This window comes from Arthrobacter vasquezii, assembly GCF_029455255.1.
Lineage (GTDB): Bacteria > Actinomycetota > Actinomycetes > Actinomycetales > Micrococcaceae > Arthrobacter_D > Arthrobacter_D parietis.
On record NZ_JAROKN010000048.1, the window covers coordinates 1 to 23,286 of the forward strand.

The 23,286-nt window shown below is 64.9% G+C and carries 20 protein-coding genes and 1 pseudogene; 12 read left to right on the top strand and 9 right to left on the bottom strand.

What is annotated here, in order from left to right:
• Together P4U43_RS14035 and P4U43_RS14040 are read left to right on the top strand one after the other, a co-directional pair.
• A partial coding sequence (locus P4U43_RS14035) for a DUF6807 family protein (protein ID WP_277359285.1) occupies window positions 1–541 on the top strand: 541 nt, incomplete at its 5' end.
• Window positions 538–1,668 (top strand): M24 family metallopeptidase, encoded by a 1,131-nt coding sequence (locus P4U43_RS14040; protein WP_277359286.1) that lies wholly within the window; start codon window positions 538–540, stop codon window positions 1,666–1,668. The genes P4U43_RS14035 and P4U43_RS14040, both read left to right, overlap by 4 nt.
• Window positions 1,669–1,759: 91 nt before the next feature.
• On the opposite strand, the gene P4U43_RS14045 is transcribed toward P4U43_RS14040, so the two are convergent.
• Window positions 1,760–2,386, bottom strand: a complete 627-nt coding sequence (locus P4U43_RS14045; protein ID WP_277359287.1) for an alpha/beta hydrolase — start codon at window positions 2,384–2,386, stop codon at window positions 1,760–1,762.
• Entirely contained in the window at window positions 2,386–3,405 is a 1,020-nt protein-coding gene (locus P4U43_RS14050; protein WP_277359288.1) for a ring-cleaving dioxygenase, read from the bottom strand. The genes P4U43_RS14045 and P4U43_RS14050 overlap by 1 nt, the downstream gene beginning before the upstream one ends.
• A gap of 104 nt (window positions 3,406–3,509) precedes the next feature.
• On the opposite strand from P4U43_RS14050, the gene P4U43_RS14055 reads away from it, so the two are divergent.
• A complete protein-coding gene (locus P4U43_RS14055; protein WP_277359289.1) occupies window positions 3,510–4,595 on the top strand; it encodes a phosphotransferase family protein in 1,086 nt (361 codons plus the stop codon).
• Here P4U43_RS14055 and P4U43_RS14060 read toward each other — a convergent pair.
• Genes P4U43_RS14060 through P4U43_RS14070 form a run of 3 tightly spaced genes read right to left on the bottom strand, consistent with a single transcriptional unit; the run spans window position 4,563 to window position 8,114 of the window.
• A complete protein-coding gene (locus P4U43_RS14060) occupies window positions 4,563–5,663 on the bottom strand; it encodes a mandelate racemase/muconate lactonizing enzyme family protein (protein ID WP_277359290.1) in 1,101 nt (366 codons plus the stop codon). The genes P4U43_RS14055 and P4U43_RS14060 overlap by 33 nt on opposite strands.
• A 53-nt stretch (window positions 5,664–5,716) precedes the next feature.
• Window positions 5,717–6,679, bottom strand: coding sequence for an NAD-dependent epimerase/dehydratase family protein (locus tag P4U43_RS14065; protein ID WP_277359291.1), 963 nt, complete (start codon window positions 6,677–6,679; stop codon window positions 5,717–5,719).
• Window positions 6,672–8,114, bottom strand: coding sequence for a Gfo/Idh/MocA family protein (locus P4U43_RS14070; RefSeq protein WP_277359292.1), 1,443 nt, complete (start codon window positions 8,112–8,114; stop codon window positions 6,672–6,674). The genes P4U43_RS14065 and P4U43_RS14070 overlap by 8 nt, the downstream gene beginning before the upstream one ends.
• A gap of 182 nt (window positions 8,115–8,296) precedes the next feature.
• On the opposite strand from P4U43_RS14070, the gene P4U43_RS14075 reads away from it, so the two are divergent.
• From P4U43_RS14075 to P4U43_RS14085, 3 genes are all read left to right on the top strand, one after another.
• Entirely contained in the window at window positions 8,297–9,310 is a 1,014-nt protein-coding gene (locus tag P4U43_RS14075) for a LacI family DNA-binding transcriptional regulator (RefSeq protein WP_277359293.1), read from the top strand.
• A gap of 188 nt (window positions 9,311–9,498) precedes the next feature.
• Window positions 9,499–9,765: a GlsB/YeaQ/YmgE family stress response membrane protein gene (locus tag P4U43_RS14080; protein WP_056545113.1), complete on the top strand. Its 267-nt coding sequence runs from the start codon at window positions 9,499–9,501 to the stop codon at window positions 9,763–9,765.
• A 346-nt stretch (window positions 9,766–10,111) separates the two neighbouring features.
• Window positions 10,112–11,602 (top strand): SulP family inorganic anion transporter, encoded by a 1,491-nt coding sequence (locus P4U43_RS14085; protein WP_277359303.1) that lies wholly within the window; start codon window positions 10,112–10,114, stop codon window positions 11,600–11,602.
• A gap of 18 nt (window positions 11,603–11,620) precedes the next feature.
• On the opposite strand, the gene P4U43_RS14090 is transcribed toward P4U43_RS14085, so the two are convergent.
• Complete coding sequence (locus P4U43_RS14090; RefSeq protein ID WP_277359294.1) at window positions 11,621–12,637, bottom strand: LacI family DNA-binding transcriptional regulator; 1,017 nt, start codon at window positions 12,635–12,637, stop codon at window positions 11,621–11,623.
• Between the two features lie 166 nt (window positions 12,638–12,803).
• Between P4U43_RS14090 and P4U43_RS14095 the strand changes: the two genes are divergently transcribed.
• The 5 genes from P4U43_RS14095 to P4U43_RS14115 all read left to right on the top strand — a co-directional run bounded on the left by P4U43_RS14095 (window position 12,804) and on the right by P4U43_RS14115 (window position 19,424).
• A complete protein-coding gene (locus P4U43_RS14095) occupies window positions 12,804–14,864 on the top strand; it encodes a beta-galactosidase (protein ID WP_277359295.1) in 2,061 nt (686 codons plus the stop codon).
• The gene (locus tag P4U43_RS14100; RefSeq protein ID WP_277359296.1) at window positions 14,864–15,811 is read left to right on the top strand and encodes a carbohydrate ABC transporter permease; all 948 of its coding nucleotides are present in this window, start codon (window positions 14,864–14,866) and stop codon (window positions 15,809–15,811) included. Before P4U43_RS14095 ends, P4U43_RS14100 begins: the two co-directional genes overlap by 1 nt.
• A complete protein-coding gene (locus tag P4U43_RS14105) occupies window positions 15,808–16,710 on the top strand; it encodes a carbohydrate ABC transporter permease (protein ID WP_277359297.1) in 903 nt (300 codons plus the stop codon). Before P4U43_RS14100 ends, P4U43_RS14105 begins: the two co-directional genes overlap by 4 nt.
• A gap of 67 nt (window positions 16,711–16,777) precedes the next feature.
• Window positions 16,778–18,109: an ABC transporter substrate-binding protein gene (locus P4U43_RS14110; protein WP_277359298.1), complete on the top strand. Its 1,332-nt coding sequence runs from the start codon at window positions 16,778–16,780 to the stop codon at window positions 18,107–18,109.
• Window positions 18,110–18,341: 232 nt separating this feature from the next.
• Window positions 18,342–19,424 carry a fatty acid desaturase family protein gene (locus P4U43_RS14115; RefSeq protein ID WP_277359299.1) on the top strand — a complete coding sequence of 361 codons (1,083 nt, stop codon included), beginning with the start codon at window positions 18,342–18,344 and terminating at the stop codon, window positions 19,422–19,424.
• A 77-nt stretch (window positions 19,425–19,501) separates the two neighbouring features.
• Here P4U43_RS14115 and P4U43_RS14120 read toward each other — a convergent pair whose 3' ends face one another.
• Complete coding sequence (locus P4U43_RS14120; RefSeq protein ID WP_277359300.1) at window positions 19,502–20,347, bottom strand: HpcH/HpaI aldolase/citrate lyase family protein; 846 nt, start codon at window positions 20,345–20,347, stop codon at window positions 19,502–19,504.
• Window positions 20,348–20,504: 157 nt separating this feature from the next.
• Here P4U43_RS14120 and bcp point away from each other — a divergent pair, with 157 nt between their 5' ends.
• A complete protein-coding gene (gene bcp, locus P4U43_RS14125; RefSeq protein ID WP_277359301.1) occupies window positions 20,505–20,975 on the top strand; it encodes a thioredoxin-dependent thiol peroxidase in 471 nt (156 codons plus the stop codon).
• 199 nt (window positions 20,976–21,174) lie between these two features.
• Here bcp and allB read toward each other — a convergent pair whose 3' ends face one another.
• The gene (gene allB / locus P4U43_RS14130) at window positions 21,175–22,518 is read right to left on the bottom strand and encodes an allantoinase AllB (RefSeq protein WP_277359302.1); all 1,344 of its coding nucleotides are present in this window, start codon (window positions 22,516–22,518) and stop codon (window positions 21,175–21,177) included.
• Window positions 22,515–23,165 (bottom strand): annotated as a pseudogene (locus P4U43_RS14135) (glycerate kinase); the annotation flags it as partial. The pseudogene P4U43_RS14135 and the gene allB, both read right to left, overlap by 4 nt.
• Between the last annotated feature and the right edge of the window lie 121 nt (window positions 23,166–23,286).

Below are 23,286 nucleotides of genomic sequence, written 5' to 3' on the forward strand. Positions count from 1 at the left end.
TTCCCTCGAGGAGACGCTGCGCTGGAGCCGCCCCGACGGCGGCGCCCTGCTGCACGAAGCCCGCCGCATCAGCTGGCGTACGGTGAACGACGCCGTCTGGGCGCTCACGATCGACTTCTCGCTGACACCCGCCGGCGAGAACCCGGTGGCCCTTGGGAGCCCGGGCTCGAATGGGCGGTCCGGCGGCGGCTACGGCGGCTTTTTCTGGCGCCTCCCCACCAGCGAAAACACCACTATTACGACGGCGGACGCCTCTGGCGAGGCGGGTGTTCACGGCACAGTGTCGGATTGGCTGTGCTGGCAGGGCACCTTCGAGGGCCGGCCGGCGACGCTCCTTTTCCTGCCCAACGACAACGCCATCGACCCCTGGTTCGTGAGGGCCGAGGGTTACCCCGGGGTGGGGCTTGCCCTCGCCTGGGACCGGCCGGTCACCACCACGCGCGAGGCTCCCCTGGCCCGCTCCGTCACCATCCTCATTGCCGACGGCGCTCTGACTCCTGACGCCGTGAGCACCCTCGCGGCCGAAGAAAGGCACCCATGACCGCCACCTCAGCCCCCGGCCTTGAGACGCTCCCTGCTCCAACTGCCGCGCCAACTGCCGCGCGTGTCGACGACTCCGGCGACGAGCGCGCCATCAAGCGCAACCGGGTTCTTGAGATTCTTGACCGTACCGGCCACGAGTCCCTGCTGTTGACCAGCAACACGGCGATGACGTGGTACCTGGGCGGGAGCCGTCTGCACATCAGCCTCGCGGGGGATCCCATCGCCATGCTGCTCGTTGACCGCGAACGGGACCACCTGGTCACGTTCAATAACGAAGCGGACAGGCTGATCCGCGAGGAGCTGCCGGCCGACGTCGTCGTTCATCCGGTTCCCTGGCACGGATCCATGCACGAGGTGATGAGCCGGCTGTCCCCGTCGCAGCCGCTGGATGAGGCGAGCGTGCGGCGGGAGCTGCGCGACGCGAGGCAGTCGCTGCTTCCCGCGGAAGTGGAGCAGTACGCAGAATTGAACAGGGAGGTCGCGGGTGCGCTGACTGATGTGCTCTCCGCTGCCAGGCCGCATACACCGGAACGGGGCATCGCCGCTGAGCTGGGCGCGCGGGTCATCGCAATGGGCGCTGAGCCACTGGTCCTGCTCTGCAACGGCCGTGAGCGGTCGGCTTTCCGGCACCCGCTGCCGACGTCGTCGCCATTGGGTCGGCGGGCGATGGCGGTCGTGTGCGCGCGGCGTCGGGGAATGGTTGCGAACGTCACGCGTTGGGTCCGGTTTGACGGGTCAACGGCCGCCGAGCGCGACGCCGAAGCACGCATTGCTGCCGTGGAGGCTGACATTTTCGCGGCAACCGTGCCGGGTGCGCGGTTGGACGGAATCTTCGAGGTCATCCACAGTTCCTATGCCGCTCACGGCTTCGGGCCGGATCAGTGGCGGCTGCACCATCAGGGCGGCCCCGCCGGCTATGCGGGCAGGGATCCGCGGGTTACGGCGTCGACGGATGACAAGGTGGTGCCCAATCAGGCGTTCACCTGGAACCCGTCCGGCCCCGGAGTGAAGATCGAAGACACCGTGCTGCTCACTGCCGAAGGGATCCGGGTGCTCAGCGTCGACGAGCGCTGGCCGACGGTCGAGGTGAACGGCCTGCAGCGGCCAATGACCCTCGAGATCTAGGGAACTTTTGCGCAGCTCCGGTGGGTTCCAGCGCCGTGGAACCCACCAGAGCTGCACAAAAGTTCCTGATATTCGATGGAGTTCCTGGAGGTCAGCGGCGGCCCAGCCAGTCAACCGCCGCTTCCAGGTCTGCGCGATCGATACCGTGACCGCCCTCCCGAAGAACCTGTTCGACATCGGCGCCCTGCCGTTCCAGCTCGGACATCAGCGTGGTAACGCTGCTCAGCGGCGCCATCGGGTCTGACCGCCCGTTCAGCACGATGAACCGGCTGCCGGAGAGGGAAACCTCCGTGCTCCGCTCACCGAACGGGTACATGCCCGAGAACGCAACCACGCGGTTCAGCGCTTCCGGGTGCAGCATCGCGGTGGCCAGCGCGATGTTGGCACCATTGGAGAAGCCGACGGCGATGATCTCCCGGTTGCCGACGTCATAGTGTTCCCGTGCCTCAGCGATGAAACCGGCCAGTTCACCGGCACGGAGGATGACGTCGTCGACGTCGAACACTCCCTCCGCGCGCCGGGCGAACCAGCGCAGCATGCCGTTCTCCTGCACCCTGCCGCGTGGCGCAAGCACCGCTGCGGCCGGATCCAGCTGCGCCGCGAGGGCCGCAATGTCCTCTTCGTGTGAGCCGGTGCCGTGCAGCATCAGGAGGAGTGGGCGCCCGGAATCACCCTCGCGGTAGAGGTGCGGCCAGTCGGTGAGCTGCGGTGTGGTCATCAGGCGACGCCTCCGGGCTGCCCGGACGGGACGGTAGCCGCGTCACTGGCCTCGCCTTCGGCAAGCGTGTTGTTGCCTTCCGGAACCTCGATACGCGCCACCGAGGCTTCGATGTCCTCGCGCGAGGGCTCGAGCCACGGCGGCAGCTTCAGTGAGCGCCCGAGTTCCAGGAGCGGCTCATCGACGTTGAAGCCCGGAGTGTCCGTTGCAATTTCGAAAAGCACTCCGCCAGGCTCCCGGAAATAGATCGAGGTGAAGTACTGACGGTCGAGAATCGCTGTCACGGCGAACCCACGCTCAACGAGATCCTGCCGCCACAGCTCCTGCGTGGCTTTATCCGGAACCCGGAAGGCGATGTGGTGCACGGTTCCGCCCGCCACGAGTCCGTAGGGCCCGGCAGGATCGGCAAGAACGTCGACAATGTTGCCTGGGCCGCCGACGCCTGCTTGCAGACGGGTGCGTCCGGGAGCCTCGTCGGAGATTCGCAGCCCGAGGTCTTCGGTGAGGACGCGCAGGGTGTGCTCGGGGTCCGTAACCGTCAGCACGGATGAGTGCTGTCCGCGGACGGCGTGCTCGGCGGGGACAAAGGACGAGTCCCAGGGGTTGCGTGGATCGGAGGTCGAGGAGGCCACGAGGTCAAGCTGGAGCCCGTCGGGATCACGCAACGAAAGCCTTTCCTCATCCGCGGACGTCCGCGAGATGGAGGACTCCACGCCGAGGTGGCGGAAGTGGTTCTGCCACCAGCCGAGGCTTCCCTCAGGTACCGAGAAGGCGGTGGTGGTGGATTGCCCGGAACCGATCCGCCCGGGCGCCACCTGGCCCCACGGAAAAAAGGTCATCAGCGAGCCCGGTCGGCCGGCGTCGTCGCCGTAGTAGAGGTGATAGGTGGACGGGTCATCGAAGTTGACCGTCTTCTTCACGAGCCGAAGTCCGAGTCCGCGGATATAGAAGTCAATGTTGGCCTGGGGGTCACCCGCAATGGCGGTGACGTGGTGCAGGCCCGTGGTGTGAGCTGTCATGGTGATCCTCCGGAAGGTTCCGGTCGGCCCCGGCGGTCGACGTTGTACATGCAAATGCATACATCCTCGGGCTTATTCCCCGGACCGGACGCTAGTGTGTGACCGTGAACGATGCGCTCTACGAGCTGAAAGCAGCCGTTACCGACGCCGTGGGTGGCCCCGTTACTGCTCTGGCTGACGTCGAGCGGATCCCGCTGGATTACGACGCCTTCCTCGCCCACCGGACGGTGAGCCGAATCCAGGGACACGCGCTCGTTGGGGGTGAACGCGTTGCATGGTCCATGATCGAGAAGCGCACCGCGGGGCCGGCCCTGGCCTCCGCGTACCTTCTTGACAACGGACGGCGTGAGGTCAACGCATACGCCTCCGGAGTGCTGGCCGGAATAGCTCCCGGCATCGGCACACCACGGATGCACGGGAAATTGCGTGATGCGGAGGGAGGGATGACCCTCTGGCTTGAGGAAATCCGCCATGAGGGTGCAAGGCCGCTGGACGCGGAGACTGTCCTCGCCGCAGCGCATGATCTGGGCGGTATGGGTGGGCTGTGGGCCGGGCGCCGGCTCCCAGAACCCTGGTACTTCTCTGGGTGGATTGACCGCCATAGCCAGCCTGAGGCCATTGAGCAGGGCCTGGCCACACTGCGTCGCCGGGACCCACGCGCAGCCGCCCATCTCGGTGACCGGCTGGCTGCCGCCGAGCAGCTGGTCCTCAACCAAGCCCGTTACCGCGGGATTCTGGAATCGCTTCCGCATACCCTTTGCCACCACGACGCTGGAGGCGCGAACGTCTTCCACTCGCGCGGCCGGACCGTTCTGATCGACTGGGAATCCATCGGTCCCGGCCCCGTGGGAGCAGACCTGGCTTCGTTGCTTTTCTCCTCGGTCCGCCGTGGCGATGCCCTCGCGAGCGTGGTGATGCCGCTGGTTGAAGAGGCTCTGGACACCTACGCCACAGCCCTCAGGGCAGAAGCACCCACTGTCACGTTCAAGAACATCCGCCTGGGGTTCGACGCCGCGGTTGCACTTCGCTGGAAGCTGGCCGTCGACGTCGTCGCTGGTATCGAGAAGGGTGAGCCCCCGCGGCGGGGAAGCCTCCCGGACGAGGACCCGGCAGCGGCACTGGAGGAGCTGATAGCACTCGTGGATCTGCTCCTCGCGTCAGCCGGCCGCGCACTCCACAAAGCCCCGTGAGTTAGGTACGATCTCCAGGCCCAGCCCCGGCTGGCCGGTCACCGTAAGCCCGGATTCCGTGATGCTGACCGGCGACGGACCGGCGAGGACACCCAGCTCAGTCATGGTGGCGCCGTCGACCGCTTCCACCCAGGCCGTCGCTGCGAGAGTGGAGGCAAGCTGCCCGGAAAGCTCCGGAAGCAGGTGCGGAGCCACTGCGATGCTGTTGGCCCGGGCAAGCTCGACGATCCGCCGGAACGGAGTGATTCCACCGACGCGGATGATGTTGGGTTGGATGATGTCGACGGCGTCCGCTTCGATAAAGTCCCGGAACCGGTAGATGGTGTGCACGTTTTCACCCAGTGCGATAGGCACCGGCGAGGAGCGCCGCAGCCGCCGGTAGGCAGAGAGGTCGTCTGCGCGGATCGGTTCTTCGAGCCAGTGCAGGCCGTACTCCGCCAGCCGTTCAAGCGCCCGCAGGGTTGTGGGCAGGTCCCACCGCTGGTTCGCGTCGATCATCAGTGCGCGGTCGGGGCCGATGACCTCGCGGACTGCGGCGATCCGTTCCGCATCCTCGCGCAGGTCCGGCTTACCCACCTTCACCTTGACCGCCTGCCGGCCTTCCGTGACCCACCGCTGGGACTGCTCAGCGAGCTCCTCAAGCGTGTAGTGCAGGTTCACTCCCGATCCATACACCGGCACGGTTTCCCGACGGCGGCCCAGCAGGTCAGGTACGGAACACCCGGCCTGCTTCCCTGCCAGATCCCACAGCGCAAGGTCGACTCCGGCCATCGCGATGGTGGTCAGCCCTCCCCCGCCTGCCTCATGGAGCCGGACCCAGAGAGCGTCCCACACCTCCTCCGCACGGGCAGATAGGCCCTCCACAAAGGGGGCGATGTCATGTTCGAGCAACGCGAGCACTGCCTGCGGCCCGATGGTGGGCGTCCACGAAAAGCCGTGTCCCACACCGCCGTCGTCAGTGGTCACCGTCGTCGCGATGAAGTGGTTTTCCGGCACGTCCGCTCCCCAGGCACGCCGAAGCGGCGCCGTGACCACTCGCGAGGACAGGCCGATGATCTTGACGTTCATGCGCCCACGAGCTCACGGCCGGCGGCAGGAATGGCCTCTTTGAACTGCATGACTCACCGTGCTTCCTGGCTTGCGGCTGCGAGCTCCGGTGTAGCGAGCTCCGATGGAACGAGTTCCGTACGCCAGCTACGTTTCGGCTCCCAGCCGAGCAGCTTGCGCGCCTTGTCGATCGAGAAGGCCGGGCTGGTTCCGTGCAGGTTCCCGGCGAGCGCACCCACCGCGGGGAGGTAGCGCGGGATGAGCTCGGACAGCGGCTCGCGCGCCAGTGCATCGGCTGCGCCCACGAAGAAGGTCTCAGCGTTCGGGATTCTATCCATGGACTGCAGCAGCACATCAAGGAAATCCGCAACATCCCGTGCGTCCACGTAGTTGAAAATGGCCGGCGCGGACAGCGCGGGATCATCCAGGCGTTCGACGACGGTGTTCCCCTGCTGCGTCGGCGCACCGGCCCATTCCTCCGGCGAGATAACGTAGCAGGGCCGGAATGCGGCGTACCGGATCCGCTCGCCCTGCGCGGCCGCGAACATGCGCATGGTTTGCTCGGCGAGCAGCTTGGAGAGCGCGTACGCGTTCCAGGGCTTCGGTGTTGTCTGCTCATTCAGCGGGAAGGCCTCCGGCATCCAACCGGCGGGTGCGCCGTAGCCAAGGACCGTGGGGCTTGACGCGGTGATGATCCTGCCGACGCCGAGGGTGGTCGCTGCGTCCATCACCTGGAAGGCGAGTTGGCTGTTGGTCTGCAGGATCACGTCTTCCGGCGCACTGAAGGGCACGGCGATCGCGGCAAGGTGGATCACGGCGTCGGGCCGGTGGTTTTCCAGCACGCTACGCGCAACGCCGGGAGCCAACAGGTCAGCCGCCTCCTGGCGGATCTGAGTGGGGAACACGCCGTCGGGAACCGGCGCGCGGTCCACGGAGACGACGTCGTACCCTGCCTCAGCGAGGCCGGCCACCACACTTCGGCCCAGCCTGCCGGAGCCTCCCGTGACCAGGACGGTAGTCTGTGCCCGCTCAGCCACGGCGCACCGCGGCCTTGGACGCGCGGTCGGCGGCACGGTTCGCGGTGAGGTCCGCTCCGAGGCCGAGTTCGCTGATGCGTACGGGCAGTGAGGATTCGAGTGAGGCGTTGCCCGCAATACCGACAGCGACGGCGCGCAGACCGTCCAGATAGCCTGACGGTCTGCCCAGCGGGTCCTCGCCGGGGCCCTCGAAGAGGTCCATGAGCAGCAGCGCATCACCGCCGCCGTGGCCGCCCTCTCCGTTCACAATCGACACTTCGACGGCGGGTTCCCAGTGGCGCTGCAGGATGAGGCGTTCGCCGTTGATCCGGACGGCGTCGTCTTCCTGCACCGGTGTGGCACTGGGATCGACGACGTTCTTTTGATCCGTGCTGCCGGAAACTGCGGCCCGCTCCACGACCTCGAGTTCAACGCGGCCCAGCGTTCCGTTCACGGCAACCCGGTAACCCTCCCAGGGGCTGTGCGCATTCAGCGAGTAGCTGAGGGTCGCTCCGGAGGCGTAGTCCACCACCAGGGCAAGGTTGTCCTCAATGGTGATTCCGGGGGCGAAGACGTCCTGGTCACGCTGATAGCCGTCGTGGTGTTCGTTGGCGTAGTAGAGGTTGTTCAGCTTCTCGTCCTCGCGCAGGTCGAGGGCGAACGGATCCCCCGCGGCCGAGTCTGAGGTTCCGCGCTCGGGCCGGTCCGTCAGCCCGCGCCCAACAGCGTTGCTGTCCCCGTAGAAGCGCAGTCCACCGCTGGCGAAAACGCGCTCAGGGACGTCGTCGATCCACCAGTTCACGAGGTCGAAGTGATGGGACGCCTTGTGGATCAGCAACCCGCCGGAGTTCTCCTTCTGCCGGTGCCAGCGTCGGAAGTAGTCAGCGCCGTGGACGGTGTCCAGCATCCAGCTGAAGTCGATGGACGTCACGGTGCCGATTGCGCCGCTCTGAATAATTTCCTTCAGCGCGCTGTTGCGCGGCGAATACCGGTAGTTGAAGGTCACGACGACGCCGCGGCCGGTACGCTCGATCGCCTCGCAGATCCGGCGGCAGCCCTCGGCATTGATGGTGAGCGGCTTTTCGACGACGACGTCCGCTCCCGCTTCCAGCGCCTCGACGATGTAATCGGCATGCGTGTAGTCAGGTGTGGTCACGATGACGCGGTCGATGCCGTTGTTCCGGATGAACTGCGTCAGCTCCTCCGGGCGGAACTGCGCGACGTCTGTCTCCGCCGAGAGTTCCTCGGCGAGATCGAGGTAATACTCCACCCGTCCGGGGTTGGTGTCGCTGATTGCCACGAGCTCGGCTGAGGACGCATGATCGCCGAGCGCAGCGCGTACATACATTTCCGCCCGCGAGCCGGTGCCCACGATCACCAGACGGGTGCGATCTCGCGGTTCCGACGTCGAATCTGCCTGCTGCTGGGCAGGAAGCGTATGGGGGGCGGTGCTCATGGGGCTCCTTCGGGTACCTGCATCAGCGGAAGATGCGGCACCGTGACTGTGAGAAGTAACTGTCAGTGGAAACTGTGAGAAAACGTTTTCTGAATTAGGTTATATGCTTTCTATCAACACACCGGCGTACCCGTCAACCATTCGTTGCCGGTACGCCGATCTCCAGCCCGGATGAGGAACCTATGGCCAGGAAAACAGCCAACCGCAGGGTAGGCATCACGGACGTCGCGCAGCGTGCAGGAGTCTCGCTGGCCTCGGTCTCGCGCGTCATGAACGGCAACTTCTCCGTGGACGCGGACATAGCGGCCCGGGTCCGGAGCGCCGCCGCGGAACTGAACTACCAGCCCAACGCGGTGGGGCGGAGCCTGGCGCTGGGCAAGACCGACACCATCGGCGTCGTCGTGCCGGATCTGGCCAACCCCACCTTCCAGGGGATGCTCCGCGGAGTAAGCCGCGCCGCCGCCCAGGATGGCTACCGCGTGCTGATCGCGGACTCCTCCGAAGTGTCCAGCGAGGAATCGATTCTGGCAGGCGAAGCACGACGGCGGTGTGACGGCGTCGTACTCTGTGCACCACGCATGAACGAGGCAGAACTGGAGGCGCTCCTTCCGTCGCTGCGCCCGCTGGTTCTGGTCAACCGCTCGACGGCGGATACTGAGACTCCCAGCCTCGTGGTCGACTACGGGCAGGGCGTGCAGGATCTGGCCGCGCACCTCGTGGAGCTCGGCCATACCACTCTTGCGTTCCTGGAAGGGCCTGAGCGGAGCGCGTCCAACCAGGCACGCCTGCAGGGGCTGGAGAAGTTCCGTGTGGACAACCCGGAAATCCAGCTGACGGTCCTCTCCGGAGGGTCGAGCTTCGAGGCCGGGCACGGCTCGGTGGACAACGTTCTTGAAACCGGGGCGACCGGCGTGCTGGCCTTCAATGACCTCGTTGCCATGGGGCTCTTGAGCGGCCTGCATGAACGCGGAATCGACGTCCCCGGGGAGATCTCGATCACCGGGTTCGATGACATCCCGTTCGCGAACTACACCACGCCCCCGCTCACCACTGCGGCGGTGCCGATCAATGACATCGGCGAGCAGGCGTGGCACGAGATGCGCCGGCTCCTGGGGGACGGCGGAGATGAGCCCTCGCACACCACGTTCCAGCCTCAGCTCAGGCGCCGCGGAAGCACGGGACCGGCCGCCCGTTAGCGGTAGGGCGTTCCGCCTCGCACAGAAACTGCCCTCGAATGCAGGGTCGCCGGTTCGAACCGGCGACCCTGCACCTCCGGGCAGTTTCTCTGCGATTGGGCGACGACGGTCAAGGGAAGCAGCGAGTTGCCCTCACTAGAAAGCAGGCTTAGGGTTCTCGGAGGAAACACTCACCTATAGGAGGCATCATGATTGGTTTCATCATTGCCGGGTTGATTATCGGGGCACTCGCTCGGCTCATCAAACCGGGTAAGCAGAACCTCGGACTGCTCGCGACCCTGCTGCTGGGACTTGCCGGCTCCGTCATCGGCGGTTTGATAGCGAGCTTTTTCCACACCGGTGGAATCTTTGAGCTGAACATTCTCGGCTTCATCCTGGCAGTGATCGCGGCGGTTCTGCTGATCGGCGTCGCTGAGTCACTTTCGGGCCGCCGCAACCGCAGCGTCCGCCGGTAGTTCACCAGCAACGCACGTTCAATCCGGGCCCGGAGGGAAGTCTTCCCTCGCAGGGCCCGGATTGTGCTCTTTAACGGACTAGCCTGACTCAACGGACCGTACGACGCACGGGCTTGCCCTTCAACCACCCTCCCTGCGCTGGTGGGCGGCGGCAGTCCCATTCCGCCGTACTGCCGAATAGTCCACAGTAGAGTTGAGGTCAGACCCGGCCACCCCATCGTCTCGGTCGGCATTCCTTTTGCGCACCGCTGCGCACTTCCAACATTCTCCTGCCTGGAGGCCAGCGCGCCTTCCCAACCTGTGAAACGGAGCCCACGTGGCCACAACGCTCGGCTCGAAGCCTACCCTGACGCCCGAACAGCGGCAGTCAGTCCTGCTGACCCTGAAGTCGCCGCGACTCCTGAAGACGGAGGTCCTGGCCGGGCTGGTTGTCGCCATGGCGCTGATACCCGAGGCTATTGCCTTCTCAATCATCGCTGGCGTTGACCCGCGGCTTGGGTTGTTCGCATCCTTCACGATGGCCGTGACAATTGCCTTCCTGGGCGGTCGACCGGCGATGATTTCGGCGGCAACCGGCGCAGTGGCGCTGGTCATCGCTCCGTTGGTGGCAAGCCATGGCGTGGACTACTTCATTGCCGCGGTCATCCTCGGCGGCTTGATCCAGGTGTTGCTGGCCGTGCTGGGCGTCGCAAAACTGATGCGGTTCATCCCGCGACAGGTCATGGTGGGCTTCGTCAATGCTCTTGCCATCCTGATCTTCATGTCCCAGGTGCCGGAGCTTCTCGGTGTTCCGTGGCTCGTGTACCCGCTGGCCGCCCTCGGCCTGCTCATTGTATTCGGGCTGCCCCGATTCACTACTGCCGTTCCCGCTCCTCTGGTGGCCATTGTTGTCTTGACTCTCATCACAGTGTTGGCGGCCGTCGTCGTACCAACCGTTGGCGACAAGGGTGAGCTTCCCGACAGCCTGCCGTCCCTCTTCATTCCCAACATTCCGCTGAACCTCGAGACACTGCGGATCATTTTCCCGTACGCACTGGCCTTGGCTCTCGTGGGGCTCCTGGAATCACTGATGACCGCGAAGCTGGTGGATGACATCACCGACACCCGCTCGAGTAAGACGCGGGAAAGCTGGGGCCAGGGCGCAGCCAATATGGTCACGGGCTTCTTCGGCGGCATGGGCGGCTGCGCGATGATCGGCCAGACCATGATCAACGTGAAGGCATCCGGTGCGCGCACCCGGATTTCCACCTTCCTCGCAGGAGTCTTCCTACTCATCCTGGTGGTGGCCCTGGGCGACATTGTGGCGATCATTCCCATGGCGGCGCTGGTGGCCGTCATGATCTTCGTGTCGATCGCAACCTTCGACTGGCACAGCATCAAGCCGTCCACCCTGAAAATGATGCCGAAGAGCGAGACGCTGGTCATGGTGGTGACCGTGGTTGCGACAGTTGCCACCCACAATCTCGCGATCGGCGTCGGCGTCGGCGTGCTGACCGCGATGGTGCTCTTTGCGCGCCGGGTGGCCCACTTCGTCACTGTGGAGCGAACGGTCCTGGAACTGAACGGCGAGGAAGTCGCAACTTACGTAGTGGACGGGGAGCTGTTCTTCGCCTCCTCCAACGACCTGTACATGCAGTTCGAGTACGCGCACGATCCGCGGAAGGTCATCATCGACATGCACGCTTCCCACCTCTGGGACGCGTCAACGATTGCCGTCCTTGACGCCATCACGGAGAAATACCATCACCACGGCAAGGAGGTCGACATCATCGGCCTCAACGATGCCAGCGTGCTGATGCGCGAGCGCATGGCAGGCAAGCTTGGCGGCGGCCACTGAGGTAGGTGCGGGTGCCCCTCAGGCGGACTCCCGCCACACCACAGAGGTGTTGAGCATCCGCACCTCAGCCTCGTTGCCCTCGATCTGGGCGAGGACAAGCTCTGCGGCCGCGCGCCCCAGCAGGTCCGCCGGCTGCTTGACCGTGGACAGTTGGGGCTTGCAGCGCAGTGCCCAACTGCTGTCATCAAAGCCAACTATCCCGACGTCGTCCGGCACCCGCCTGCCCTGCTCCTGCAGGGTGGCCATGGCACCTGCGGCCACCGCGTCAGAGGCGGCAAAAACGCCGTCGATATCCGGGCGCCTGCGCAGGAGTTCGGCCATGCCGTCAGCGCCGGCAGCATAGGTGTAGAGCGGAAACTCAAGAACAAGATCCGGGTCGAATGCCGGCCCCAGCGCTGTCCGGAAACCCTCAAGCCGGTCCTGGCCGGAATCGCGGTCCAGCGCACACGCAATCATGCCCACCCGCGTCCTGCCGGTGTCCAACAACCGCCGCACAATTGTCCGGGCGGCTGCCACGTTATCGATCCCCACATATGGAATGTCCGGCGTACCCGGCGGATGGCCGACAAAGGCAGCCGGAATCTTCAGGTTCCGCACCGCCGTCGCAATGGGATCGGAGGTTCGCGCAGAAATGATGACGGCGCCGTCCACAAGCCCGCCGCGCAGGTAGTCCGCTACCCGCTGGCTGTCCCGTGCCGTGTCGATGATCAGGGAGACCAGCTGGTAGTCCGCGGCGGAAAGCACCGAGTTGGCGCCGAGGAGGATCGATCCGATGTTGGGATCCTCGAACAACAGGGAGTGCGGCTCGTGGATGATGAGGCCGATAGCCCGGGACTCCTGCCGCACGAGGTTCCGGGCCGCCGAGTTCCGCACGTAACCGACCTGCGCGATAGCCGACTCCACGGCCATCTTCGCCTCGGGTGAGACGTACTTCTCCCCGTTGACCACACGCGAGACCGTCCCCCGGGACAGGCCCGCCGCGGAAGCAACATCATTGATTGTTGCCCGCCGGCGGCGCACGCGAGTGGAGTCCATACCGATACTGTAACGGAGCTGTCGAAGCGGTGGATCCGAATAAAAACGTTGACACGTCCGTGTGACGCAGACTACTCTGTGAACGTTCCCAGATTGCGCAGAACATCGCGCTTCGCGCTTTCTGGGAACGTTCACAGAAGCAACAGCGAACAGTCAAGGACCTCACGTGCCGACCTCCACCTCACCGATCACCCAGCTAGCGCCCAACGGTGGCCTGGTGTTCGGCTGCGACTACAACCCGGAACAGTGGGACGAGGCCACGTGGACCGAAGACGTGCGGCTGATGCGCGAGGCCGGGGTCAACCTGGTGGCCGTCAACATCTTCGGCTGGGCGGAACTCCAGCCCGACGCCGAAACCTTCCATTTCGACCGGCTGGACGCCATCATGGACCTCCTCCATGAGAACGGCATCGGCGTCAACCTGGGAACAGGAACCGCTTCCCCGCCGCCATGGCTCACCACGGCGCACCCCGGGATCCTTCCCGTGACGGTTGACGGCGCCACGCGCTGGCCCGGCGGGCGCCAGGCCTGGTGCCCCAGCTCCCCCGTCTTCCGGTCCTCTGCACTCACGCTGGTTGAAGCAGTTGCCCGGAGGTACGGCGCGCACCCCGCAGTGCGCCTCTGGCACGTATCGAATGAGCTCGGCTGCCACAATGCGCTGTGCTACTGCGACACGTCCGCCGCATCCTTCCGGCGCTGGCTGCAGGACCGTTACCTCACACTGGACGCCCTGAACACTGCGTGGGGTACGGCGTTCTGGAGCCAGCGGTACTCGGCCTGGGAACAAATCCTCCCACCGCGCACCCCGCACGCCACACCCAACCCCACGCAGGTCCTGGACTTCCGCCGCTTCAGCTCCGACGAGCTCCTCGCGTACTACCGGGCCGAGGCAGATACCCTCCGCGCACACAGCACGCTGCCCGTCACCACCAACTTCATGGTCACCGCGCACATCCGCACCCAGAACTACTGGCAGTGGGCGCCGGAGATGGACGTCATCGCGAATGACCACTACCCGGACCACCGGCTCGAGGACCCTGTGCAGGAGATCGCCCTCGCCGCCGACCTCACCCGCGGTCTGGCCCGGAACCGGCCCTGGATCCTGATGGAACACGCCACCAGCGCAGTCAACTGGCAGCCCCGGAATATTGCCAAGGCGCCCGGCGAGCTGCTGCGCAACTCCCTGTCCCATCTGGCCCGCGGTGCGGACGGCCTGTGCTTCTTCCAGTGGCGCGCCTCCCTGCAGGGCAGCGAGAAGTTCCACTCGGCCATGCTCCCCCACGCGGGCACGGACTCGAAGATCTGGCGCGAGGTCACCGAACTGGGCGAGACACTGGGCCGGTTACGTGAAGTCGCAGGCAGCACTGTCACGGCGCGGGCAGCCGTGATCTTCAGCTGGGAGGCCTGGTGGGCCTGCGATTCCGACTCCCACCCTTCCGCCGACCTCCGCTACCTCGATCAGGTGCACGCGCTTTACGGCGCGCTGTGGGATGCCGGCATCACCGCTGATTTCCTGCCGCCGGACGGCGACTTCACCGGTTATGACCTGGTGCTTGTCCCTGCCCTCTACCTCGTCACCGACGACGACGCCGGCCGGCTCACCGACTACGTCCGCGGCGGCGGCACCGCCGTCGTCTCCTTCTTCAGCGGCATCGTGGATGAAAACGAGAGGGTGCGCCCGGGCGGTTACCCCGGTGCCTTCCGTGACCTGCTCGGCATCAGCGTCGAGGAGTTCCACCCGCTGACCGCCGGCCAGCAACTGCAGCTTTCAAACGGCACGACGGCGGCACTGTGGAGCGAAGCCCTCCGCACCACAGGCGCTGAAGCCGTTCTTACCATCACCGAGGGTCACCTCGCCGGGACCGCTGCGGTCACCCGCAATTCCTTCGGAAACGGCCACGCCTGGTACCTGGGCACCTCGCTCGGCAAGGAAACCCTGCTGGAAGTTCTCAGCGACGCCGCCCGCTCCGCCGGGATTCCTGCCTCGGGGACGCGCGGCGTCGAAACTGTCGAGCGGGTGTCCGGGGACGCACACTATCTCTTCGTCATCAACCACACCACGCACGACTACAAGCACCGGGTCACCGGAACTGAACTGGTGCTCGGCACGGAAGTTGCCGACGTCGTCGTTGTTCCGGCGGGCACCGTCCGCGTTGTACGCACCCACTCGACAGGCAGCACCCACTCAACAGGCAGCACCGTATCAACAGGCAAGGAGGCCTCCTGATGGCTACCCTGGACCAGGCCCAGAACCCGCCGGGCACCAACCCGCCGGGCACCGTCAAAAATTCCCGGCACATTTCCAACAAGCGGCGCAGCACGCGCAAAGCGGTTGCCGTCTTCGTGGCGCCGTTCGCCGTGCTCTTCATCCTCTTCTACGCGGCACCGATCATCTTCGCGATCATCCAGTCGCTCCTGGTGGTGGAACGTGAGGGCACGTTCGGGGCGCCGCAGCAGGTCTTCGGCGGATTCAGCCAGTACGCGCTCGTCTTCCAGGACCAGGCGTTCTGGGCCTCGGTCGGCAGGGTGCTGCTTTTCGGCGTCGTACAGGTGCCGATCATGTTGGGCATGGCGCTGCTGTTTGCACTACTGCTCGATTCGCCGCTCCTCAAGGGAAAGAAGTTCTTCCGGCTGGCATTCTTCGCTCCCTACGCGGTGCCGGGCGTCATTGCGGCCATCATGTGGGGATTCCTCTACTCGCCCTCACTCTCACCGTTCAGCGCGGTCACCTCGGAAATCAACTTCCTCGACGGGTCCCTGGTCCTGTGGTCCATCGCGAACATCGTCACCTGGGTGTACGTGGGCTACAACATGCTCATCATCTACGCGTCGCTGCTCGCTATTCCCACGGAAATCTACGAGGCGGCACGGCTTGACGGCGCCTCCAACGCGCAGATCGCCTGGCGGATCAAGATCCCGCTGGTGACTCCCGCGATCATCCTCACCGGGGTGTTCTCCATCATCGGCACCCTCCAACTCCTCGCCGAACCCCAGACCCTGCGCAGCTTCAGCTCGGCGATCAGCAGCACCTACACACCGAACCTCGCGGTCTACACCACCGCTTCTGTGCCCAACTACAACCTCGCCGCTGCGTTCTCGGTTGTCCTCGCGATCGCCACCTTCATCCTCTCCTTCGTCTTCCTGAAGGCAACCCAACGGAAGGTATCCCAATGAGCACGGCAGCCGTTCCCCTGTCAGCCCCGGAAAAGTCCCGCTCCCGGGGTCCGCGGCAGAGCATCATGTCCCGCAGTGCAGCCATGCTCATCATGGGCGTCTTCACGCTGTACTTCCTGACCCCGATCTGGTGGCTGCTGGTCACCTCGACGAAATCGGGCGGGGACATCACCGGGACGTCCGCGCTGTGGTTCACCCCAGACTCCGTTGCCACGTTCTTCACCAACATCACCGGCCTGTTCGCGTATGAAAACGGACTCTTCGTCAAGTGGCTGCTGAACAGCGCCCTGTATGCGGGAGTCGGCGCATTCCTCGGCACCATCATTGCGGCGATGTGCGGTTACGCGTTGTCCAAGTACGAGTTCAAGGGCCAGGAAGCCATCTTCAACGTGGTCCTCAGCGGAGTACTGGTACCGGCCACCGCGCTGGCGCTGCCGCTATTCCTGATCTTCAGCGAAGTGAACCTCACCAACACCTACTGGGCGGTCTTCCTGCCCAGCCTCGTCAGCCCATTCGGCGTCTACCTTGCGCGGATCTACGCCGCGGCCTCGGTCCCCGGGGAACTCCTCGAGGCAGCCCGGCTGGACGGCTCCGGTGAGGTGCGCACCTTCTTCACCGTCTCCAGCCGCCTCATGGCGCCGGCGCTGGTCACGATCTTCCTCTTCCAGTTCGTCACCATCTGGAACAACTTCTTCCTCCCGCTGATCATGCTCCGCGACCAGGCTCTCTTCCCGGTGACACTGGGCCTGTACGCGTGGAACAGCCAGATCAGCCAGATCCCGGAGCTGCGCACGTTTGTGATCATCGGTGCGCTCGTTTCCATCCTGCCCCTCATCATCGCCTTCCTCGGTCTGCAGCGCTTCTGGAGCAGCGGACTCGGTGCCGGAAGCGTCAAGTAACCAAGACCGCAAGAAACTGCCGGAGACACCCGTCGCCGGCACCGTCCATACACAAAGGAAAAACAGAATGCGTATGCATCACGGAAAGACCACCGCCGCCGTCGTCATGGTCTCCGCTCTGGCCCTCGCGGGCTGCGCCGGTGGAGGCGACAGCTCCGGCGCTCCCGAAGCAGCAGCGTGCGAGCCCTCGAGCGAGCCCGTGGAACTGACCTTCACCACGTGGGTTCCAGGCATGGACGAGGTGGTGAAGCTGTGGAACGAGGAGAACCCGGACATCCAGGTCGAGGTTCAGACCGGCCCCAACGGCAACTCCGGCACGTACCAGAACTTCTTCAACCAGCTGCAGGCGGGCAACGCGCCGGACCTCGGCCAGATCGAGTATGACGCCCTCCCGAACTTCCGTGTCCAGGACGGGCTCGAGAACATCGCCGCGTGTGAGGGCGTCGGTAATGCCGGGGACCAGTTCATCGACTGGACCTGGAACCAGGTGACCTTCGGTGAGGAAGACGCCGTCTACGCAATCCCGCAGGACAGCGGACCGATGGCCCTCTTCTACCGCGCGGACCTCTTCGAGCAGGCCGGCATTGAAGTTCCGACCACCTGGGAGGAGTATGCAACCGCCGCCGAGCAGATCCGTGAGGAAGGCGCGTACATCACCAACTTCCCGCGTTCGGATGTGAACTGGTTCGCCGGCCTCGTCTGGCAGGCGGGCGGCGAGTGGTTCAGCAGCGAGGACGACGGCTGGGAGGTCAACCTGACCGGCGAAGAGTCAACGCAGGTGGCCGAGTATTGGCAGGGGCTGCTCGAGGATGACCTCGTGTCCACCCTCCCCTCCTTCTCCGACGAGTGGAACGCGTCCTTCAACGAAGGCGACCAGTGGACTTGGGTCTCCGCAGTCTGGGGTACCTCGACGCTGCAGAGCGGTGCACCGGATACCGCGGGTAAGTGGGCTGTTGCGCCCATGCCGCAGTGGGACGCCGGCCAGAGTGCTGCAGGCAACTGGGGCGGCTCGTCCACCGCAGTCCTGAAGGGATCGGATCACCCGTACGAGGCCTCGCAGTTTGCACTGTGGCTGAACACCGATCCTGAAGCGCTGGCGCTGGCGAACGAGCTCGGCGGACTGTACCCGGCTGCGACGGCGGGAGCGGGCCTCGAAGCCTTCGCTGGTGAGTCCGAATTCTTTGGCGGACAGGCTGTCTATGACGTCTTCGCTGAAGCTTCCAAGAACGTCGACCCGGAATTCACCTGGGGCCCCACCATGACGCAGACCTACACGGACGTCTCTGACGGCTTCGGCGCTGCTATCGGCGGCGAGTCCACCCTCACGGAGGCGCTGCAGCGCGGTGAACAGCAGACCATCGACGCATTGAAGGCGCAGTCCATCCCAGTCATCGAGTAACCGCTTCCCCTTTCCGGGTCAGCCGTTCGCCGGCCTGCTGCACGCCTACCGTTAGTGACGGTCGGCGAGGCAGCAGGCCGGCGTTTTAGCGTCCGCGGTCGTGACGTTGAATAGTCAGCAGACTGCATATTTCCAGCGCACCATCAGGCAGCGCCTGTAGCATTGGAGGATCTTCGGGGAAATGGGGACCCTTTCACGGCTGGGAAGTCGATTCTCGACCTCAGGGATTTTTATGACCATCACTTCGCCCGCGCGCTCCGTCCGTGTTGCCAAACCGAACGACGTCGTTGCCTCCTACGCCACGCTGCTCAAGCAAGTGCGCAAGGAAGGCCTGCTGACCCGCAAGCGCGGCTTCTACATCTCGATCATGGTGCTTCTCGGCCTGGCTCTTGGGGCGGCCTGGACCGGTTTCGCACTGCTCGGTGATACCTGGTTCCAGCTGCTGATCGCTGGTGCACTGGGGGTCGTCATGACGCAGATCGCGTTCCTGGCGCATGAGGCGTCCCACCGCCAGATCTTTGCCTCCCGCGGCGCCAACGACTGGTCCGGTCGCATTCTGGCTGCCGGCGTCGTCGGAATCAGCTACCAGTGGTGGATGAACAAGCACTCCCGTCACCACAATGATCCCAACGTGGTGGGCAAAGATCCGGACATCGAGGTTGACACCATTTCCTTCCTGGAGGAAGACGCCGCCAAGGCCAAGGGGATCCAGGCCTGGATCACCCGCCGTCAGGGTTACCTGTTCTTCCCGCTCCTCACCTTCGAAGGCCTGAACCTTCACGCGCGCTCGATCGCCACCCTGTTCCGCCCTGGCGCAGTGCAGGGCCGCTGGGTTGAGCTTGCGCTCCTCGCGACGCGCTTCGGCCTTTACCTCGGCGTGCTGTTCTGGTTCCTGCCCGTCGGCATGGCGTTCGCGTTCATCGGCGTGCAAATGGCGGTCTTCGGCATCTACATGGGCGCCTCATTCGCGCCGAACCACAAGGGCATGCCGGTCATCCCGAAAGACAGCAAGCTGGACTTCTTCCAGAAGCAGGTCCTCACCTCACGCAACATCCGCGGCGGCAACTTTATCAACAACGCGTTCGGCGGCCTGAACTTCCAGATCGAGCACCACCTCTTCCCCGACATGCCGCGCCCACACCTGCGCAAGGCAGCGGTGATTGTGCGCGAGCACTGCGAACGCCTCAAGGTCCCCTACACCGAGGTTGGTGTGGCGGCGTCCTACGGTGCGGTTGTCTCCTACCTCAACCGGGTGGGACTCGCGGCGCGCGATCCCTTCGATTGCCCCATGGTCAACCGGTACCGCCGGCGCTGATTTCACACCGCCATGACGACGACGGCGACCCTCACCCTTCGGTGAGCGGTCGCCGTCGTTGTTTGTGCTGGAGAAGGTCAGGCGTTCCAGAGTCCGTAGGAGTCCGCCAAGGAGGAGATTTTCTGGGCGCGGGCAAGCCGTGGCAGGTAGGAGCCATCCCCAACGACGGCGCCGGAAGCGTGGGCGTCAAGAAGTTCGTGGGCCCACTGGATCTCGGACTCGCTGGGAGAAAGGCCGTGGTTGATGGTGTCCGCGGCGTCGGGGCGCAGGCAGAGCTTTCCGGTCATGCCCATCGATGCGGTGACCTTGCAGGCCTCCAACAGATCATCGCCGAGGGCGCCAACCGTCGGTCCGTCGATCGGGCCGGGGAGTTGACCCACGCGGGAGGCGACCACCAGCTTGGCGCGGGCGTAGGCCAGGGCCATCGGGTCATCCGAGGCGCCGGTGTCACGGCGGAAATCACCCACTCCGAAGGCCAGTCGGAAGGTGCCGGGAGCGCTGGCAATGGCCGTAGCATTCTCGATGCCCAGCGCCGATTCCACCAACGCGAGCACCGGAGTGCCTGCCTGGAGCCGCATAGCAGTGTGCGTGACCTGTTCCGGCTTCTCCGTCATGGCAAGCATGACGCCGCGCAAACCAGGCGCCTTGGACAGCGCCGCAAGGTCATCGGCCCAGTAATCGGTTTCAATACCGTTGACCCGAACCCAGGCCGTCATGCCGGTAGAGAGGGCCTCAACCACCCGCTCACGCGCCTCCGGCTTGGACTCCGCGGGCACGGCGTCCTCAATATCGAAGACCACCGAATCGGCCTCGGAGGCGAGCGCCGGCGCGAAGTTTTGTTCCGATGCCGCCGAGGCGAGCAGCCAGGAACGGGACAGCTTGGCGGGAAGCGCAGCAGCGCGGCTATTACGAAGGGGGGCCATACCTAGAACCTTACGCAACCGGCGTCGTCGTAATCCACCGTCCGGCCGGATGGAATGGTGAACACTACGACCAAAAGAGTCTTTTGACCGCTACACCTGCGGAAACTAAGCTTTTCACAATACAGTAATGAAATATCACCAGACGAAAGAGTAGCGCATGAGTAATCAGCTTATGGTCGGAGATCCGGCCCCCTCGTTCACCCTTCCTGACGCTGACGGGCAGTCGGTCAGCCTCGCCGAGTTCCGCGACCGCAGCGTTGTCGTGTACTTCTACCCCAAGGCGGAGACACCGGGCTGCACCACCGAGGCCTGCGATTTCCGGGACAACCTCGCGTCGCTGCAGGGCGCGGGCTTCAGCGTCGTGGGCATCTCGCCGGATGGCCCGGAGGAGCTCGCCTCGTTCACCAGCAACCATGGGCTCGCGTTTCCCCTGCTCTCGGACGTGGACCATGAAGTCGCCAAGGCCTGGGGCGCATACGGCGAGAAGCAGTTCAAGGGTGAGACCGTCGTCGGCATCATCAGGTCCACTGTTGTTGTGGGTCCGGACGGCACAGTGCAGCACGCGGAGTACGGCGTTGACGCGAAGGGCCATGTGGCGCGTCTGCGGGAGCAGCTGAACGTCGCCTGACTCCGTGTAGTCCAGCACGGCAAGAGGTAGTCCAGCAATGCAAAAGGCCCTCCCGCGGCGAAAGGGGGAGGGCCTTCTGCGTTCCCGGACGGACGTGCTAGCACCCTTCCGGAGTCTGTCGCATCGAGGAGGCGCTAACTACCTGCGCTCGCACGAGAGGTGGTTCTGCGCGCCCACTCGATGCATGTCCTGTGTCGGATCAGGCCGCTCCTCGGCGGAGCAGCCGACCCGTCGGCTTCTCGAGATCCAGTGCCTCACCGCGGAGGTAGGTAGTGCGGACGATCCCGGACAAGGCCTTGCCCGCGTAGGGCGAGATGGGGTTCTTGTGATGGAGTTTGTTCACGTCCACCACGAAGGTGTCATCCGCTGCGAAAACGGAGAAGTCCGCGTCGTAGCCCAGCGCGAGCTGACCCTTGCGCTGCAGGCGGGCCAGCTTGGCCGGACGGGCCGACATCCACTCCACAACCCGCTCAAGCGGAATGCCCCGCTTCCGCGCCTCCGACCAGATCAGCGAGAGACCCAGCTGCAGCGATGAAACGCCGCCCCAAGCTACGCCGAAGTCGCCGTTCTCGAGATCCTTGAGGTCCAGGGTGGACGGCGAATGGTCGGACACGATGCAGTCGATCGTCCCGTCAATGAGCCCCTGCCACAGCAGCTCCCGGTTGGACGCTTCACGGATCGGCGGGCAGCACTTGAATGCCGTGGCCCCGTTCGGAATCTCCTCCGACAATAGCGTCAGGTAGTGGGGGCACGTCTCAACCGTGAGGTGCACGCCGTCGCGCTTGGCCGTTGCAATCATGGGCAGCGCGTCCGACGACGACAGGTGCAGGATGTGCGCACGAGCACCCGTCCAGCGGGCACGTTCGATGACCTCGGCGATAGCCACGTTCTCGGCACCGCGTGGGCGGGAGGCGAGGAACTTCGAGTACTGGTCCCCCTCCGCGGACGGTGCACGGTCAATGGAGCGGGAGTCTTCGGCGTGAACGATCATGAGGGAGTCGAAGGTCTTCAACTCCGCCATGTCCGTTTCCATCTCATCGGCCTCGAGATGTGGAAACTCGTCCACACCGGAGTGGAGCAGGAAGCACTTGAACCCGAAGACGCCCTCGTCATGGAGTGGACGGAGGTCCGCCGTGTTGCCGGGAATGGCGCCGCCCCAGAAGCCCACGTCGACGAAGGACTGGGTTTCCGCCACGGCCCGCTTCTGCTCGAGCGCGTCCACGGTGACCGTGGGCGGGATGCTGTTCAACGGCATGTCGATGATGGTGGTCACGCCGCCCGCCGCAGCAGCCTTCGTGGCGGACGCAAAGCCCTCCCACTCTGTCCGGCCGGGTTCGTTCACGTGCACGTGCGAGTCAACCAGACCGGGGATCAGCGTCTCATCGGGAGCGAGTTCCACCACCGTGGCGCCGTCGAGACCGTTGCCCAGTGGCTCCATTGCCACAATAACGCCGTCCCGAACGCCGATTTCCCGCGGCGCGATCCCCGCTGTGGTCAGGATCCGCTCACCGCGGATAACGAGGTCGTATGTTTCGCTGCTCATGGCTTTCCTCCGTTTCCGGCCCCCACGCCAATGGAGGCGGCAATATTTTGCCCTACCTGCTCAAGCAATACCCCGGCGTTGGCGATGCATGTGCCGACGTCGGGCTCCAGGTCGGTTAGCGCGTACACGCTCTTGAACCCTGCCGCTGTGACCTGTTCATGAGTCAACGTTGTGCGCCCGCACACGGCAATCACCGGGATATCCCCGGCCGCCATGGCCACTCCCAGCGGGGTCTTCCCGCCGAGGCTTTGCTCATCCAGGCTCCCCTCGCCGGTGATCACCAGATCCGCACCGTCCAGCTTTTCAGCGAGTCCGGTGAGCTCCAGTACGACGTCGATACCCGGTCTGCGCTCGGCGTTCAGTACAGCGAGGGCTGCGTAACCGACACCACCTGCGGCGCCGGCACCGGGCGCCGCAGCCAGTGCGGCGGCACGCGGACCCAGTTCCTTCTCCAGCACCTCAACGAAGCGGGCCAGGGCACCGCCCAGGTGAGCGACGTCGTCGGGCGTTGCTCCCTTTTGGGGGCCGAATACGGCTGCAGCACCGTTGGGGCCCAGGAGGGGATTGTCGACGTCGGACGCCAGGGTGAACACCACAGTGGCGAGCCGCGGATCCAGGTTGGACACATCAATCCAGGCCAGGTCAGCTGATTCGAGGGCTGTCACCAACCGGTGGCAGCCCTCGCTTCGTTTAACCCTGAGAACAGGCAGTTTCACCGTCCGTGCGCCAAACCACCTTAGTTGGCCGTTGTTCTACTGCGGGTAGACA

Bases quoted from the DNA above. Each gene is read 5' to 3' on its own strand.
- P4U43_RS14110 (WP_277359298.1), top strand. From the start codon at position 16,778: ATGCGTATGCATCACGGAAAGACCACCGCCGCCGTCGTCATGGTCTCC.
- P4U43_RS14120 (WP_277359300.1), bottom strand. From the start codon at position 20,347: ATGGCCCCCCTTCGTAATAGCCGCGCTGCTGCGCTTCCCGCCAAGCTG.
- P4U43_RS14040 (WP_277359286.1), top strand. From the start codon at position 538: ATGACCGCCACCTCAGCCCCCGGCCTTGAGACGCTCCCTGCTCCAACT.
- P4U43_RS14070 (WP_277359292.1), bottom strand. From the start codon at position 8,114: ATGAGCACCGCCCCCCATACGCTTCCTGCCCAGCAGCAGGCAGATTCG.
- bcp (WP_277359301.1), top strand. From the start codon at position 20,505: ATGAGTAATCAGCTTATGGTCGGAGATCCGGCCCCCTCGTTCACCCTT.
- allB (WP_277359302.1), bottom strand. From the start codon at position 22,518: ATGAGCAGCGAAACATACGACCTCGTTATCCGCGGTGAGCGGATCCTG.
- P4U43_RS14045 (WP_277359287.1), bottom strand. From the start codon at position 2,386: ATGACCACACCGCAGCTCACCGACTGGCCGCACCTCTACCGCGAGGGT.
- P4U43_RS14075 (WP_277359293.1), top strand. From the start codon at position 8,297: ATGGCCAGGAAAACAGCCAACCGCAGGGTAGGCATCACGGACGTCGCG.
- P4U43_RS14060 (WP_277359290.1), bottom strand. From the start codon at position 5,663: ATGAACGTCAAGATCATCGGCCTGTCCTCGCGAGTGGTCACGGCGCCG.
- P4U43_RS14115 (WP_277359299.1), top strand. From the start codon at position 18,342: ATGACCATCACTTCGCCCGCGCGCTCCGTCCGTGTTGCCAAACCGAAC.
- P4U43_RS14105 (WP_277359297.1), top strand. From the start codon at position 15,808: ATGAGCACGGCAGCCGTTCCCCTGTCAGCCCCGGAAAAGTCCCGCTCC.
- P4U43_RS14090 (WP_277359294.1), bottom strand. From the start codon at position 12,637: ATGGACTCCACTCGCGTGCGCCGCCGGCGGGCAACAATCAATGATGTT.
- P4U43_RS14080 (WP_056545113.1), top strand. From the start codon at position 9,499: ATGATTGGTTTCATCATTGCCGGGTTGATTATCGGGGCACTCGCTCGG.
- P4U43_RS14050 (WP_277359288.1), bottom strand. From the start codon at position 3,405: ATGACAGCTCACACCACGGGCCTGCACCACGTCACCGCCATTGCGGGT.
- P4U43_RS14100 (WP_277359296.1), top strand. From the start codon at position 14,864: ATGGCTACCCTGGACCAGGCCCAGAACCCGCCGGGCACCAACCCGCCG.